The organism is Streptomyces mesophilus, assembly GCF_040300965.1.
GTDB classification, from domain to species: Bacteria; Actinomycetota; Actinomycetes; order Streptomycetales; family Streptomycetaceae; genus Streptomyces; species Streptomyces mesophilus_A.
The window spans coordinates 1-12742 of the sequence record NZ_JBEPEW010000196.1; the positions used below are offsets into that span (position 1 = coordinate 1).

At 66.9% G+C, this 12742-nt stretch carries 11 protein-coding genes; 7 read left to right on the plus strand and 4 right to left on the minus strand.

All coding sequences use genetic code 11. From position 1 onward, the window contains the following. Together ABT367_RS37590 and rpsF are read right to left on the minus strand one after the other, a co-directional pair. On the minus strand, positions 1-443 hold a 443-nt coding region (locus tag ABT367_RS37590), incomplete at its 3' end, for a single-stranded DNA-binding protein (RefSeq protein ID WP_352257982.1). Positions 444-516: 73 nt separating this feature from the next. Beyond that, positions 517-807 (minus strand): 30S ribosomal protein S6, encoded by a 291-nt coding sequence (rpsF, locus tag ABT367_RS37595; protein WP_004950685.1) that lies wholly within the window; start codon positions 805-807, stop codon positions 517-519. 293 nt (positions 808-1100) lie between these two features. Here rpsF and ABT367_RS37600 point away from each other — a divergent pair, with 293 nt between their 5' ends. The 3 genes from ABT367_RS37600 (at position 1101) to ABT367_RS37610 (ending at position 3937) form a co-directional block, all read left to right on the plus strand. Next, positions 1101-1418, plus strand: coding sequence for a hypothetical protein (locus ABT367_RS37600; protein WP_165331415.1), 318 nt, complete (start codon positions 1101-1103; stop codon positions 1416-1418). Positions 1419-1651: 233 nt separating this feature from the next. After that, positions 1652-2773 carry a lipid II:glycine glycyltransferase FemX gene (locus ABT367_RS37605; protein WP_352257984.1) on the plus strand — a complete coding sequence of 374 codons (1122 nt, stop codon included), beginning with the start codon at positions 1652-1654 and terminating at the stop codon, positions 2771-2773. A gap of 132 nt (positions 2774-2905) precedes the next feature. Then, the gene (locus ABT367_RS37610; RefSeq protein WP_352257986.1) at positions 2906-3937 is read left to right on the plus strand and encodes an alanine racemase; all 1032 of its coding nucleotides are present in this window, start codon (positions 2906-2908) and stop codon (positions 3935-3937) included. Positions 3938-4020: 83 nt separating this feature from the next. Here the strand turns inward: ABT367_RS37610 and ABT367_RS37615 are convergent, their stop codons facing one another. Both ABT367_RS37615 and ABT367_RS37620 read right to left on the minus strand, forming a co-directional pair. Further along, entirely contained in the window at positions 4021-5583 is a 1563-nt protein-coding gene (locus ABT367_RS37615; protein WP_352257988.1) for a glycosyltransferase family 87 protein, read from the minus strand. 129 nt (positions 5584-5712) lie between these two features. Beyond that, positions 5713-8385 carry a transglycosylase domain-containing protein gene (locus tag ABT367_RS37620; protein ID WP_434975629.1) on the minus strand — a complete coding sequence of 891 codons (2673 nt, stop codon included), beginning with the start codon at positions 8383-8385 and terminating at the stop codon, positions 5713-5715. A 393-nt stretch (positions 8386-8778) separates the two neighbouring features. Here ABT367_RS37620 and ABT367_RS37625 point away from each other — a divergent pair, with 393 nt between their 5' ends. The 4 genes from ABT367_RS37625 to ABT367_RS37640 all read left to right on the plus strand — a co-directional run bounded on the left by ABT367_RS37625 (position 8779) and on the right by ABT367_RS37640 (position 12605). After that, on the plus strand, positions 8779-9456 hold the full coding sequence (locus tag ABT367_RS37625; RefSeq protein WP_352257992.1) for a PadR family transcriptional regulator: 678 nt from the start codon (positions 8779-8781) through the stop codon (positions 9454-9456). A 45-nt stretch (positions 9457-9501) separates the two neighbouring features. Further along, positions 9502-10584: an inositol-3-phosphate synthase gene (locus tag ABT367_RS37630; RefSeq protein ID WP_352257994.1), complete on the plus strand. Its 1083-nt coding sequence runs from the start codon at positions 9502-9504 to the stop codon at positions 10582-10584. 140 nt (positions 10585-10724) lie between these two features. Then, on the plus strand, positions 10725-11987 hold the full coding sequence (locus ABT367_RS37635) for an MFS transporter (protein WP_352257996.1): 1263 nt from the start codon (positions 10725-10727) through the stop codon (positions 11985-11987). 114 nt (positions 11988-12101) lie between these two features. Next, a complete protein-coding gene (locus tag ABT367_RS37640) occupies positions 12102-12605 on the plus strand; it encodes an LppU/SCO3897 family protein (protein WP_352257998.1) in 504 nt (167 codons plus the stop codon). Positions 12606-12742: the final 137 nt, after the last annotated feature.

Sequence of the window (12742 nt, forward strand, 5' to 3'; positions counted from 1 at the left end):
CCGCCCCAGTTGCCGCCGCCCTGCTGGCCGCCGCCACCGCCGCCGCCGTAACCACCGCCGCCGCCCTGACGGGCGCCGCCGCTGGTCTTGGTGACCTTGGCCGTGGCACTGCGCAGGCTGGCGCCGACCTCGTCGACGTCCAGCTCGTAGACCGTGCGCTTGACGCCCTCACGGTCCTCATAGGACCGCTGCTTCAGCCGGCCCTGCACGATGACGCGCATGCCTCGCTGAAGCGACTCCGCGACGTTCTCCGCCGCCTGACGCCAGACCGAGCAGGTCAGGAACAGGCTTTCGCCGTCCTTCCACTCATTGGTCTGCCGGTCGAAAGTGCGGGGAGTGGACGCGACACGGAACTTCGCGACCGCCGCACCGGAGGGGGTGAAACGCAGCTCGGGGTCATCGACGAGATTGCCGATGACCGTGATGACGGTCTCGCCTGCCATGGGGGATACCTCTCGGCGGGTTGCTGCTGGCTGCTTGCTGCTACTCAGATCCCGATACCGCTGAACCGGAAGTTCAGTGGGTCTCGGGGCGGAGGACCTTGGTCCGGAGGACCGACTCGTTCAGGTTCATCTGGCGGTCGAGCTCCTTGACGACCGCAGGCTCGGCCTGCAGGTCGATGACCGAGTAGATGCCCTCGGGCTTCTTCTTGATCTCGTACGCGAGACGACGACGGCCCCAGGTGTCGACCTTCTCCACCTTTCCGTTGCCCTCACGGACGACGGAGAGGAAGTTCTCGATCAGCGGCGAAACGGCACGCTCTTCGAGATCGGGGTCGAGGATGACCATCACTTCGTAGTGACGCATGTGTAACCCACCTCCTTTGGACTCAGCGGCCACGGTCGTTCCGTGGCAGGAGGGTTGTGATGCGTGTTGCAACGACGTCTCCGAGTAAATCAGCCGCCACTGACAATCGGGCCCCGCAGGAACGGGGAGACGGCCGTGGGGGCCCAGTGGACCTGGGCAGACACCGGTGCAGACGTTACAGAGTACCTGGCTCCCCCTCTCCGGTTGAAATCCGGTGGTAAGGAGACGCAATCTGTACACATCGGGTGTCCACGGCGCTACGATGCGCCAGCTCATGCCAGGAGGTGCCTCCCATGGCACAGGCAATGCGACCCAACACCGCGACCTCGCTCTTCGCGACCGACGGCAAGCCCCATCCGCTCCAGGACACGCTGCTTGCGATCACCCTGGTGCTCGGCATCACGGCCTTCGTCTCCGCGATGTTCCACAACCTCCATCTGCTCAGTTCCTGGACGGGTCTCATCGGGATCCTCACGGGTGCCTACGGGCAGTTCATCTCGGAGACGACCCGCGAGCGGACCCTGCTGATCATCGGGCTCGGCGCCGCGGCGGTCGGCTTCTTCCTCGGTATGGCCCACGGCGGCCTCTTCGGCGGTGTGGTCGGCGGCTGACCTCGGCTCCCGGGGCCTCGGCCGCCCCACCGACCCGCACCACCCGAGCCGCCCGACCCCGGCGGCTCGCCCGACACCACTCCCCATATCCAGGCCTCGGCCCTCCGGACCTCCACGCGGACGGGCCGAGTCGGTAGGCGGCCATGAGAGGCGCTCCCACGGCGCAGTAGGCTTCGGCGCGAGAGCCGGACCCCCTTCACTCCGGGGGACACCCCAGCCGAGGAGCGCCCCGCATGAGCCTGACCCTGAGGACCATCAGCCGCGAGCAGCATCTGGCGTACATCCAGAGCCTGCCGTCGGCGAGCCACTGCCAGGTCCCGGCGTGGGCAGATGTGAAGAGCGAGTGGCGCTCCGAGAACCTGGGCTGGTTCGACGACAAGACCGGTGAGCTCGTGGGCGCGGGCCTGGTCCTCTACCGCCAGCTCCCCAAGGTCAAGCGCTACCTCGCGTACCTGCCCGAGGGCCCGGTCATCAACTGGTACGCCCCGAACCTGGACGAGTGGCTGAAGCCGATGCTCGCCCATCTCAAGCAGCAGGGCGCCTTCTCCGTGAAGATGGGCCCGCCGGTCGTGATCCGGAAGTGGGACGCCCCCGCGATCAAGGCCGGCATCCAGAACCCGGACGTCAAGCGCCTGCGCGATATCGAGCCCACCCACATCGAGCCGCGTGCCTTCGAGGTCTCCGACAAGCTCCGCCGTATGGGCTGGCAGCAGGGCGAGGACGGCGGCGCCGGCTTCGGTGACGTGCAGCCCCGCTACGTCTTCCAGGTGCCGCTCGCCGGCCGCTCCCTGGAAGACGTCCAGAAGGGCTTCAACCAGCTGTGGCGCCGCAACATCAAGAAGGCCGACAAGGCCGGTGTCGAGGTCGTCCAGGGCGGCTACGAGGACCTCGCCGAGTGGCAGCGCCTGTACGAGATCACCGCGATCCGCGACAAGTTCCGCCCGCGGCCGCTCAGTTACTTCCAGCAGCAGTTCCGGGCCCTCAACTCCGAGGACCCCAACCGGATGCGGCTGTACTTCGCCCGGCACAACGGCGTGAACCTCGCGGCCGCGACGATGCTCGTGGTCGGCGGTCACGTCTGGTACTCCTACGGCGCCTCCGACAACATCGGCCGCGAGGTCCGGCCCTCGAACGCGATGCAGTGGCGGATGCTCCGCGACGCCTACGCGCTCGGCGCCAGCGTCTACGACCTGCGCGGCATCTCTGACTCGCTCGACGAGACCGACCACCTCTTCGGCCTGATCCAGTTCAAGGTCGGCACGGGCGGCGAGGCCGTCGAGTACGTCGGCGAGTGGGACTTCCCGCTCAACAAGCTGCTGCACAAGGCGCTCGACATCTACATGTCGCGCCGCTGACCGAGCAGCCGGGCGACCCACAGGCCGCGCCGCTGATTTCCCGTATCGCGTCGGCGCCGCGGCCGAGCGAGCACAATTAGCTTTCATACCTTTGATACACCGCAGACACGAGAAAGGTTCCGGGTACCGGCCATGGCGCTCACGCTCTACGTCGACACCGCGCGCTGGCGGGCACACCACAAGCAGGTGCTCGAACAGTTCCCGGGTCTCATCCCCGTCTGCAAGGGCAACGGCTATGGCTTCGGCCACGAGCGGCTCGCCGAAGAGGCGACCCGGCTCGGCGCCGACATGCTCGCCGTCGGCACCACGTATGAAGCCGCCCGGATCAAGGATTGGTTCAGCGGCGATCTCCTCGTCCTCACCCCGTTCCGTCGCGGCGAGGAGCCGGTGCCGCTGCCGGACCGCGTGATCCGTTCCGTCTCCTCGGTCGAGGGCGTGCACGGCCTGGTGGGCGCGCGCGTCGTCATCGAAGTGATGAGCTCGATGAAGCGGCACGGCGTCGGCGAGCACGAGCTCGGCCAGCTGCACGCGGCCATAGAGGACGTACGGCTCGAGGGCTTCGGCATCCACCTGCCGCTGGACCGCACCGACGGCTCGGACGCCGTCGAGGAGGTCATCGGCTGGATGGACCGCCTGCGCGCGGCCCGACTGCCGCTGCACACGATGTTCGTGAGCCACCTGTCCGCGCAGGAACTGGCCCGTCTCCAGCAGCAGTTCCCGCAGACCCGCTTCCGCGCCCGTATCGGCACGCGCCTGTGGCTGGGCGACCACGACTCCACGGAGTACCGCGGCGCGGTTCTGGACGTCACGCGCGTCTCCAAGGGCGACCGCTTCGGCTACCGCCAGCAGAAGGCCGCCTCCGACGGCTGGCTGGTGGTCGTCGCCGGCGGTACCTCGCACGGTGTGGGCCTCGAGGCGCCCAAGGCGCTGCACGGCGTGATGCCGCGCGCCAAGGGCGTCGCCCGCGCGGGCCTGGCCACCGTCAACCGGAATCTTTCGCCGTTCGTCTGGTCCGGCAAGCAGCGCTGGTTCGCCGAGCCGCCGCACATGCAGGTGTCGATCCTGTTCGTGCCGAGCGACTCCACGGAGCCCAAGGTGGGCGAGGAGCTGGTGGCCCATCTTCGGCACACCACGACGCAGTTCGACCGGCTCGTCGACCGCTGAGACACAGCTGTACGTACGCCGAAGGGGCGCCCCAACTCCGGTTGTGGGCGCCCCTTCGGCGTACGTACAGCGAAGCCGTTCGCTCAGGGCGAACTCTCCTGAACTGGACCTCCCAGAGTGGGCTCAGGGCTCACCACACCCCATTGCACATACGTCCCATCAGTCCCGTGCGCCGCATGCCTCGGCGGATGTGCCGCCCGGCCCAGGGCGAAGACATCCGTGGCCCCGTCCAGGACGCCGCCCGAGGGGTCGTCCGAGCCGTCCTTGCGTACGGGATCGCGCTCGGGCATCAGGATGTCGCGGACGATGACGGCGCAGAGGTACAGCGTGCCCAGGAGGTGGAGCAGGATGGCCAGTTGATAGCCCTCCTCCGGCAGCCCCTGGTGCTTGTCACCGCTCGTCGTGTACGCGAGGTACATCCAGATCCCGAGGAAGTACATGACTTCGCAGGCCTGCCAGATCAGGAAGTCCCGCCAGCGGGGCCGGGCGAGTGCCGCGAGCGGGATCAGCCACAGCACGTACTGCGGTGAATAGACCTTGTTGGTGAGGATGAACGCCGCCACGACCAAGAAGGCGAGCTGTGCGAAACGCGGCCTGCGCGGTGCCGTCAGGGTGAGCGCGGCGATCAGACCGCAGCAGGCCACCATCAGAAGCGTGGCCAGGGTGTTGACGGTCTCGGTGCTCAGCGGGGTGTCCATCCGCTGCTGCAGGATCAGCCAGAACGAGCCGAAGTCCGTCCCGCGCTCCTGGCTGAACGTGTAGAACTTCGCCCAGCCGTCGAAGGCCCCGATCATCACCGGCAGGTTCACCGCCAGCCAGGCGCCTGCCGCGCCCGCGAAGGCGATCCCGAACTCCCGCCATCGCCCTGCCCGCCAGCACAGCAGCAGCAACGGCCCCAGCAGGAACACGGGATAGAGCTTGGCGGCGGTTGCCAGACCGAGCAGCACGCCGAAGGCCAGCGGACGCGAACGCGACCACATCAGCATCGCGGCGGCGGTCAGCGCGATCGCGAGCAGATCCCAGTTGATGGTCGCCGTGAGCGCGCCCGCAGGGGCCAGCGCGACAAGCAGCCCGTCCCAGGGCCGGCGCCGGTGCGTACGGGCGACACAGACCGCGATGACCACGGCGCAGACCATCAGCATGCCGGCGTTGACCAGCCAGTAGACCTGCTCGCGGTACTGCAGGGTGTCGGTGGAGTCGGTCGGGACTCCGGTGATCCAGGACGCGACCTCCATGAACACCCCGGTCAGCACCGGGTATTCGAGGTACTCCATGCCGCCTGAGATATCGCGCGGGATGCGGTCGAAGTACGGGACGAGATCCTCGGCGAAGCCACGCCCCTGGAAGAGGTGCGGGATATCGGAGTAGCAGGCGTGCGTGTACTGCGCGCCTGCGCCGAAGAACCACCCGCCGTTGTAGCAGGGCAGTTTCTGCACCATGCCGAGCGCGAACATCCCGATGGCGATGAGCGCGATGATGCGCACCGGGGTCCACCAGTGGCCCCCCAACAGCGCTCTGCGGCCGAGCGGACCGCCGATCAGCTCACTGCCGGCCGCGGCGACCTCGTCCTGCCGTGTCGGCGCCACCGGCTCCTCGGCGGGGTCCGTGCCGGGTCCTGTGCGCGGGCTCGGGCTCGTGCTCGTCATGGGGTTCATCCTGCCGTACGGCGCCGTGGATACGGCGAGGGCCGCCGCACCCTGAGGTGCGGCGGCCCATGTTTCACGTGAAACGGTGGCCTTGGTGTGTTTCACGTGAAACACACCGGCCTGAGCGACCTACCCGGTTCCTCCGAACCAGCCGTTTCCATTGCCGTTGCCATTACCGCCGGTTGGTTCCTCGGTGGTCGGCGGTGGTGAGGATTCGCCGCCGGTGGTGCCACCGGTGTCCTGACCACCATCCTGACCGCCGGTGTTCTGACCGCCGTTGGACTGGCAGATGAGGTCCCAGTCGGCACACGACGGGGAGGGATCGATCGAAGGCGAGGGCTCAGGCTTCCCATGCGACGGCTTCGGGTCGGGGTCGACATCCTCACTGGGGGACGGCGTGGGCGAGGGGGTCGGCTTGCCGACGATCTCGCCGATGTCGGGGGCGTCCGTGAAATCGCCGTGGTCCTCGCCCTTGGTGCCTTCGAGCATGTAGTCCTTCCAGACCTGCGCGGGCACCTCACCACCGTGGATCGAGTCACCGGCATCGCCGGTGATACGGAGCAGCTTGCCCTCCTCGGGATCGGAGCGGAACACACCGATCGCCGTGGAGAGTTCGGGCGTGTAACCCGCGTACCAGGCCGAGAGGTTGTCATCGGTGGTGCCGGTCTTGCCGGCCGCCGGGAAGCCGATGTCGGCGATGCGCTTGGCCGTACCGTTCTGGACGACGTTCTCCAGGACCTCGGTGACGCCGTTGGCGACATCCGGGTCGAGAGCGTCCTTGCCCGTGGGCTTCTGGAATCCGTCCAGCTCCCTCTCGTCCTTCACGACCTTGGTGACGGAGTAGGGCTCGTAGTGCTCCCCTTCGGCCGCGAAGGTCGCGTACGCGCTGGACAAGGCGACCGCGTCAGGCGTGGACGTACCCAGCGAGAACGAGACGTTGTCCATGTTGCCCGTGTCGAAGCTGTTCTCCGGGATTCCCAGTGCCCTTGCCGTCTTGCGGGTCGTGTCCAACCCGACGTCGATACCCAGCTGCGCAAACGGCACGTTGATGGACTTCTCCATCGCGAACTTCAGCGTGACGAGCCCGTACTTCTTGCCGTCTTCTTCGTTCTGCTGACGGAAGGGCCCACCCTTGCCGTTCGGGATCGGGTCGCCGTTCTGGTCCTTGATGATGGTGTTGTCGTCACCGAGGTAGCGGCTCATCGGGGAAATGCCGGTGCCGTCGCTCTCCTGCGTCCCGTTCTCCATCGCCGAAGCCAGGACGAACGGCTTCCACGTCGACCCGACCGGTACACCCGTGGTGCGGGCGTTGTTGACGTAATAGCCCTTGTCGTAACCGGCCCCGCCATACACCGCCTTGATCTGGCCGGTCTTCGGGTCGATGGACGAGCCGCCGAACTGGACCAGCTTGTCCATGCGCTTGCCCTGTTCCTTGCGAGTCTTGTCGACCGCGTTCTCCAGAGCCTTGACCTTCTTCTCGTTGAAGGTCGTGTAGATCTTGTAGCCGCCCTTGTCGAGGTCCTCGATCGAGATGTCCATCTTCCTCGCGGCTTCCTGCTTCGCGATGTCGAGGAGATAACCCGTCTGTCCGGCAAGCGGCGACTTGCGCTTCTCTATCGTCGGGAACTCGGTGACCTTGTCCCGTTCCGCCTGGGTGAGCTTGCCGACCTCCACCATGCGGTCGAGGGTCCACTTCCAACGGGCCTCGACCCGCTTCTCGTTGCGCTGCTTGGTCGCGCTGGGCCCCACACCACCATCGGGGTTGTAGAGGTTCGGACCCTTGAGGACCGACGCGAGGAAGGCGCTCTCGCTAAGGCTCAGATCGAGGGAGTTCTTGCCGAAGTAGGCCTGCGAGGCGGCCTGGATGCCGTAGGCGTTACGCCCGTAATAGGCAGCGTTGAGATAGCCGGCCAGGATGTCGTCCTTCGACATCTGCGTACCGACCTTTATGGAGATGAAGAGCTCCTTGGCCTTACGGGAGACCGTCTGGCTCTGGTCCAGGTAGGTGTTCTTCACGAACTGCTGGGTGATGGTCGAACCACCCTGCGTCTCACCGCCGGTGGCCATGTTGAACGCTGCACGGGCGATACCCATCGGGTCCACACCGCTGTCGGTCCTGAAGCTGGCGTTCTCCGCGGCGATCACCGCGTTCTGCATCTCTGTGGGGATCTGATCGATGTCGACGATCTGGCGGTTCTCCTTGCCGCCGGTCGACGCCATCTGCTTGCCGTTGTCCCAGTAGAAGACGTTGCTCTCGTTGTTGGCGACCTTGTCGACGGTGGGAATCTCCACCATCGAGTAGGCGATCCCCGCCGCCGCGACCATCATTCCGAAGAAGCCGATGAGACAGCCCGTGACCTGCTTCCAGGACGGGACGAAGCGCTTCAGGCCGTCGCGGTCCGACCGCGGATAGTCGACCCAGCGCTTCTTGCCGGGCTCGTAACGACCCCGCCCGCGCCCCGGCCCTCCGGCCTCACCGGAGCCGCCGCGCCGGCCGCCACCGCCGCCATGACCGCCGCGGCCACCACCCTCGGGCGCCCGGCGCCGGCCACCGCCGCCGCCGACACCCGTGGAGCGCTGCGCGGCTCGCCGCGCCTCGGCCCGGCCGCCCCAGGGGCGATCCTCACCGGACGTACCAGATGTACCCGACATACCCGACGAGGCCGAAGCCTCGTACGAGGAAGGGGATCCAGATGATCCCCGCGGCGCTGCGCGCCGGCCTGACGAACCTGTCATGCCGCGCCGTGCCGCTGCACGTCCACCACCGTGCGACTGCGGAGGCTTGCGACGGTGCTCGCTCATCGAACGACTACTCCTCGGGCAGGCGTGGTACCCCACGCCTGAAGGCGGCAGGTGAGTTCCAGTCCCCCCGTAGTACGGACAGGCCCCTCCCCGGGCTCATCCGCACAGCATCCGGTGCCACGACGTCCACAGGCGTCCCCCGACCCTCGTGGGTCTCGTGGCTCTCGGTGAAATGCATGGCGCACAGACTACGCACCGTCAAAACCCGCCAGGCCCTGAAGTTCACCCCAAATCAGGCAACTTGCCTGCTGTGAATCAGTGATGTGACGCCGTTCACCCACCCCCCTCTTGTCGCATCCCGAGGGCCGTTCTATCGTGCTGATGTATCGACTCGATACATCAGCACGGCATAAAGAGTCCTTGGGGACCCGGAATGTACGGAGGTGGCGAGGTATGAGCAGGCGCTCCGGCATCCTCGAGTTCGCCATCCTCGGACTTCTCCGGGAATCTCCGATGCACGGCTATGAGCTGCGCAAGCGACTCAACACGTCACTGGGGGTCTTCCGGGCTTTCAGCTACGGGACGCTCTACCCCTGCCTCAAGACGCTGGTCGCCAACGGCTGGTTGATCGAGGAACCGGGCAGCACTCCGGAGGACGCCCTCGCGGCATCCCTCACCGGCCGCCGAGCCAAGATCGTCTACAGGCTTACGGCGGACGGCAAGGAACGCTTCGAGGAGCTGCTCTCGCAGACCGGCCCGGATGCGTACGAAGACGAGACCTTCGCCGCCCGCTTCGCCTTCTTCGGACAGACGGAGCGAGACGTACGCATGCGCGTCCTGGAAGGCCGCCGCAGCCGGCTCGAGGAGCGCCTGGAGAAAATGCGCGCCTCGTTCGCCCGCACCCGCGAGCGCCTGGACGACTACACACTCGAGCTGCAGCGGCACGGCATGGAGTCCGTGGAGCGCGAAGTGCGCTGGCTGAACGAGCTCATCGAGAGCGAGCGAGCGGGACGGGACCGCAGGTCCGCACCCGGAAGCAGCGCTCAGCAGGACACATCAGGAGAGACGGGCGGCCTGCCCCGGCACGGGGGCAGTACCCGGCCGGATCCGTCCGACGACACCAGCAAGTGAGGTCCGTGAGTGGGCCTCACCTCGTACACACAGGGAGCAACCGGAATGGGTTCGGTTCGCGTAGCCATCGTCGGTGTAGGTAACTGCGCCGCCTCGCTCGTGCAGGGCGTCGAGTACTACAAGGACGCCGACAAGGACACCAAGGTCCCGGGTCTGATGCACGTGCAGTTCGGCGACTACCACGTCGGTGACGTGGAGTTCGTCGCCGCGTTCGACGTGGACGCCAAGAAGGTCGGCCTCGACCTGGCGGACGCCATCGGCGCGAGCGAGAACAACACGATCAAGATCTGCGACGTCCCCCACAGCGGCGTCCAGGTCCAGCGTGGTCACACCCTCGACGGTCTGGGCCTGTACTACCGCCAGACGATCGAGGAGTCCGCCGAGGCCCCGGTCGACGTGGTCCAGATCCTCAAGGACCGTCAGGTCGACGTCCTCGTCTGCTACCTGCCCGTCGGTTCCGAGGACGCTGCGAAGTTCTACGCGCAGTGCGCCATCGACGCCAAGGTCGCGTTCGTCAACGCTCTGCCGGTCTTCATCGCCGGTACGAAGGAGTGGGCGGACAAGTTCACCGAGGCCGGCGTGCCGATCGTCGGTGACGACATCAAGTCGCAGGTGGGCGCCACCATCACGCACCGCGTGATGGCGAAGCTCTTCGAGGACCGCGGTGTCCGTCTTGAGCGCACCATGCAGCTCAACGTCGGCGGCAACATGGACTTCAAGAACATGCTCGAGCGCGACCGCCTCGAGTCGAAGAAGATCTCCAAGACGCAGGCCGTCACCTCGCAGATCCCCGACCGTGAGCTCGGCGAGAAGAACGTGCACATCGGCCCGTCCGACTACGTCGCGTGGCTCGACGACCGCAAGTGGGCGTACGTCCGCCTTGAGGGCCGCGCGTTCGGCGACGTTCCGCTGAACCTCGAGTACAAGCTCGAGGTCTGGGACTCCCCGAACTCCGCGGGTGTCATCATCGACGCCCTGCGCGCCGCGAAGATCGCCAAGGACCGTGGCATCGGTGGCCCGATCCTGTCGGCGTCCTCGTACTTCATGAAGTCCCCGCCGGTTCAGTACTTCGACGACGAGGCCTACGCGAACGTCGAGAAGTTCATCAAGGGCGAGGTCGAGCGCTGAGCTCCGACTCCTCCGCGGGTGTTTCACGTGAAACGTCCATCTGTTTCACGTGAAACACCCATCGCCTAAGGGCTGTTGAGGCCCCCGGTTCGCACACTTCCTGCGAGCCGGGGGCCTTCTCCTTGTGTGAGGCTGTGACCATGGCCGTCGTACGTGACCTGCGCATGCTGCTGCGTTTCCGGGATTTCCGCCGCCTGCTGGCCGTACGACTGCTCTCCCAAGGAGCCGACGGGGTCTACCAGGTCGCGCTCGCCACGTACGTGGTCTTCTCGCCGGAGAAGCAGACCTCGGCCGCGGCCATCGCCTCCGCCATGGCGGTGCTGCTGCTTCCGTACTCCTTCATCGGCCCCTTCGCGGGCGTCCTGCTTGACCGCTGGCCGCGTCGCCAGGTCTTCGTCTACGGGAACCTGCTCCGCGCCTGCCTGGCCTGCGTAACCGGCGTGCTGATCCTGCTGAGCGTCCCCGACTGGCTCTTCTACGCCTCGGCCCTCTGCGTGACCGCCGTGAACCGCTTCGTCCTGGCCGGCCTCTCGGCCGCCCTGCCCCGCGTGGTCGACGGCGAGCGCCTCGTCATCGCCAACTCCCTTTCCCCCACAGCCGGCACCCTCGCGGCCACCGCGGGCGGCGGCCTCGCTTTCGTCGTACGGCTGCTCGTCGCCGATTCCGATGCGGCGGTGGTGCTGCTCGGCGCCGTCCTCTATCTCTGCTCCGCCCTCGTCGCCGTACGGTTCGCGCGCGACCTGCTCGGCCCCGAGCCCTCTCTGGTGCAGCCCCGCATCGGCGCCGCGGTGGCCTCCACCGCGCGGGGGCTGACCGCCGGCGTACGGCATCTGTTGGAACCCGAACGACGGCCTGCGGCACGGGCGTTGGCGGCGATGACGGCGATGCGGTTCTGCTACGGCGCACTCTCCGTGATGGTGCTGATGCTCTGCCGGTACGCATGGACCTCCCGCGAATCCGAAGGGCTCGCCCTGCTCGGGGTCGCCGTCCTGGTGTCGGGTGCGGGCTTCTTCGCCGCGGCCGTGGTGACCCCCTGGGCAGTGGGCCGGCTCGGGCCGGCCGGTTGGATCGTGGCGTGTGCCGGCGCGGCAGCCGTACTGGAACCGGCACTCGGGCTGCCGTTCGCCCCCGCACCGATACTTGTCGCCGCCTTCGTCCTGGGACTCGTCACCCAGGGCGCGAAGATCGCCACGGACACCACCGTGCAGGGCGTGGTGAATGACGGCTTCCGTGGCCGGATCTTCTCCGTCTATGACGTGCTCTTCAATGTCGCGTTCGTCGGAGCGGCCGCCGTGGCTGCGCTGATCCTGCCGCCGGACGGCAAATCGGTGGCACTGGTGATCACGGTTGCGCTGCTCTACGCGGCAACTACAGCCGCTATGTACCGATCTGAGGTGCAGTAAGTGTCACATCAGTGCCACAGAGCCTCTCTGGACTTCAGACTTGTCACTGGTTCCCGATAGCTTCACGAACGTCAATTCCACGCCAACAGGCACTCGTTCGAGGGGGACCCCCACGTGACCACTCCGCCGCCGCAGGGCCAGAACCCGTTCGCCCAGGGTCAGAACCCCTATGGCCAGCAGCCGCAGGGCGGTAACCCGTACGGCCAGCAGACGGCTCCGCAGGGTGCTCCGCAGCAGCCCTCTCCCTACTTCAACCAGGGTGGCGCCCCGGTCCCGCCTCCGGCGCCTCGCGGCGGCGGCCTGAAGAAGGTGCTGCGCTTCGGTCTGCCGATCGCGGGTCTGCTCGTGGCCGGTATCTCGTACCTCGTCGTGGGTGGGGATGACGCCGAGAAGCTGGCGGTGGGCGACTGCCTGCGTAACAAGGGCACGGACAGCAACGCCTCTGTCGAGAAGCTCGACTGCTCCGACTCCAAGGCCACGCACACCGTCCTGAAGAAGGCGGATGGCTCGACGCTGGCTTCGCTTGCCTGCACGTCGGTCCAGGACAAGACCACCGCGACCCTGACCTGGCAGGAGGGCTCGGACTCCTTCGTGCTCTGCCTGGGCGACAACAAGTAGCTCACACCTCACATCGAAGGGCGCGATGTTTCACGTGAAACATCGCGCCCTTCGATGCGTGAAAAAGGGGGGTGTTTGACGAGGAGGGGAGAGCGGGGGGGAGGGGAAGAGTGTGAGCGGGGCAGTGTTGATATAGG

Bases quoted from the DNA above. Each gene is read 5' to 3' on its own strand.
- rpsF (WP_004950685.1), bottom strand. From the start codon at position 807: ATGCGTCACTACGAAGTGATGGTCATCCTCGACCCCGATCTCGAAGAG.
- ABT367_RS37600 (WP_165331415.1), top strand. From the start codon at position 1,101: ATGGCACAGGCAATGCGACCCAACACCGCGACCTCGCTCTTCGCGACC.
- ABT367_RS37605 (WP_352257984.1), top strand. From the start codon at position 1,652: ATGAGCCTGACCCTGAGGACCATCAGCCGCGAGCAGCATCTGGCGTAC.
- ABT367_RS37610 (WP_352257986.1), top strand. From the start codon at position 2,906: ATGGCGCTCACGCTCTACGTCGACACCGCGCGCTGGCGGGCACACCAC.
- ABT367_RS37615 (WP_352257988.1), bottom strand. From the start codon at position 5,583: ATGACGAGCACGAGCCCGAGCCCGCGCACAGGACCCGGCACGGACCCC.
- ABT367_RS37620 (WP_434975629.1), bottom strand. From the start codon at position 8,385: ATGAGCGAGCACCGTCGCAAGCCTCCGCAGTCGCACGGTGGTGGACGT.
- ABT367_RS37625 (WP_352257992.1), top strand. From the start codon at position 8,779: ATGAGCAGGCGCTCCGGCATCCTCGAGTTCGCCATCCTCGGACTTCTC.
- ABT367_RS37630 (WP_352257994.1), top strand. From the start codon at position 9,502: ATGGGTTCGGTTCGCGTAGCCATCGTCGGTGTAGGTAACTGCGCCGCC.
- ABT367_RS37635 (WP_352257996.1), top strand. From the start codon at position 10,725: ATGGCCGTCGTACGTGACCTGCGCATGCTGCTGCGTTTCCGGGATTTC.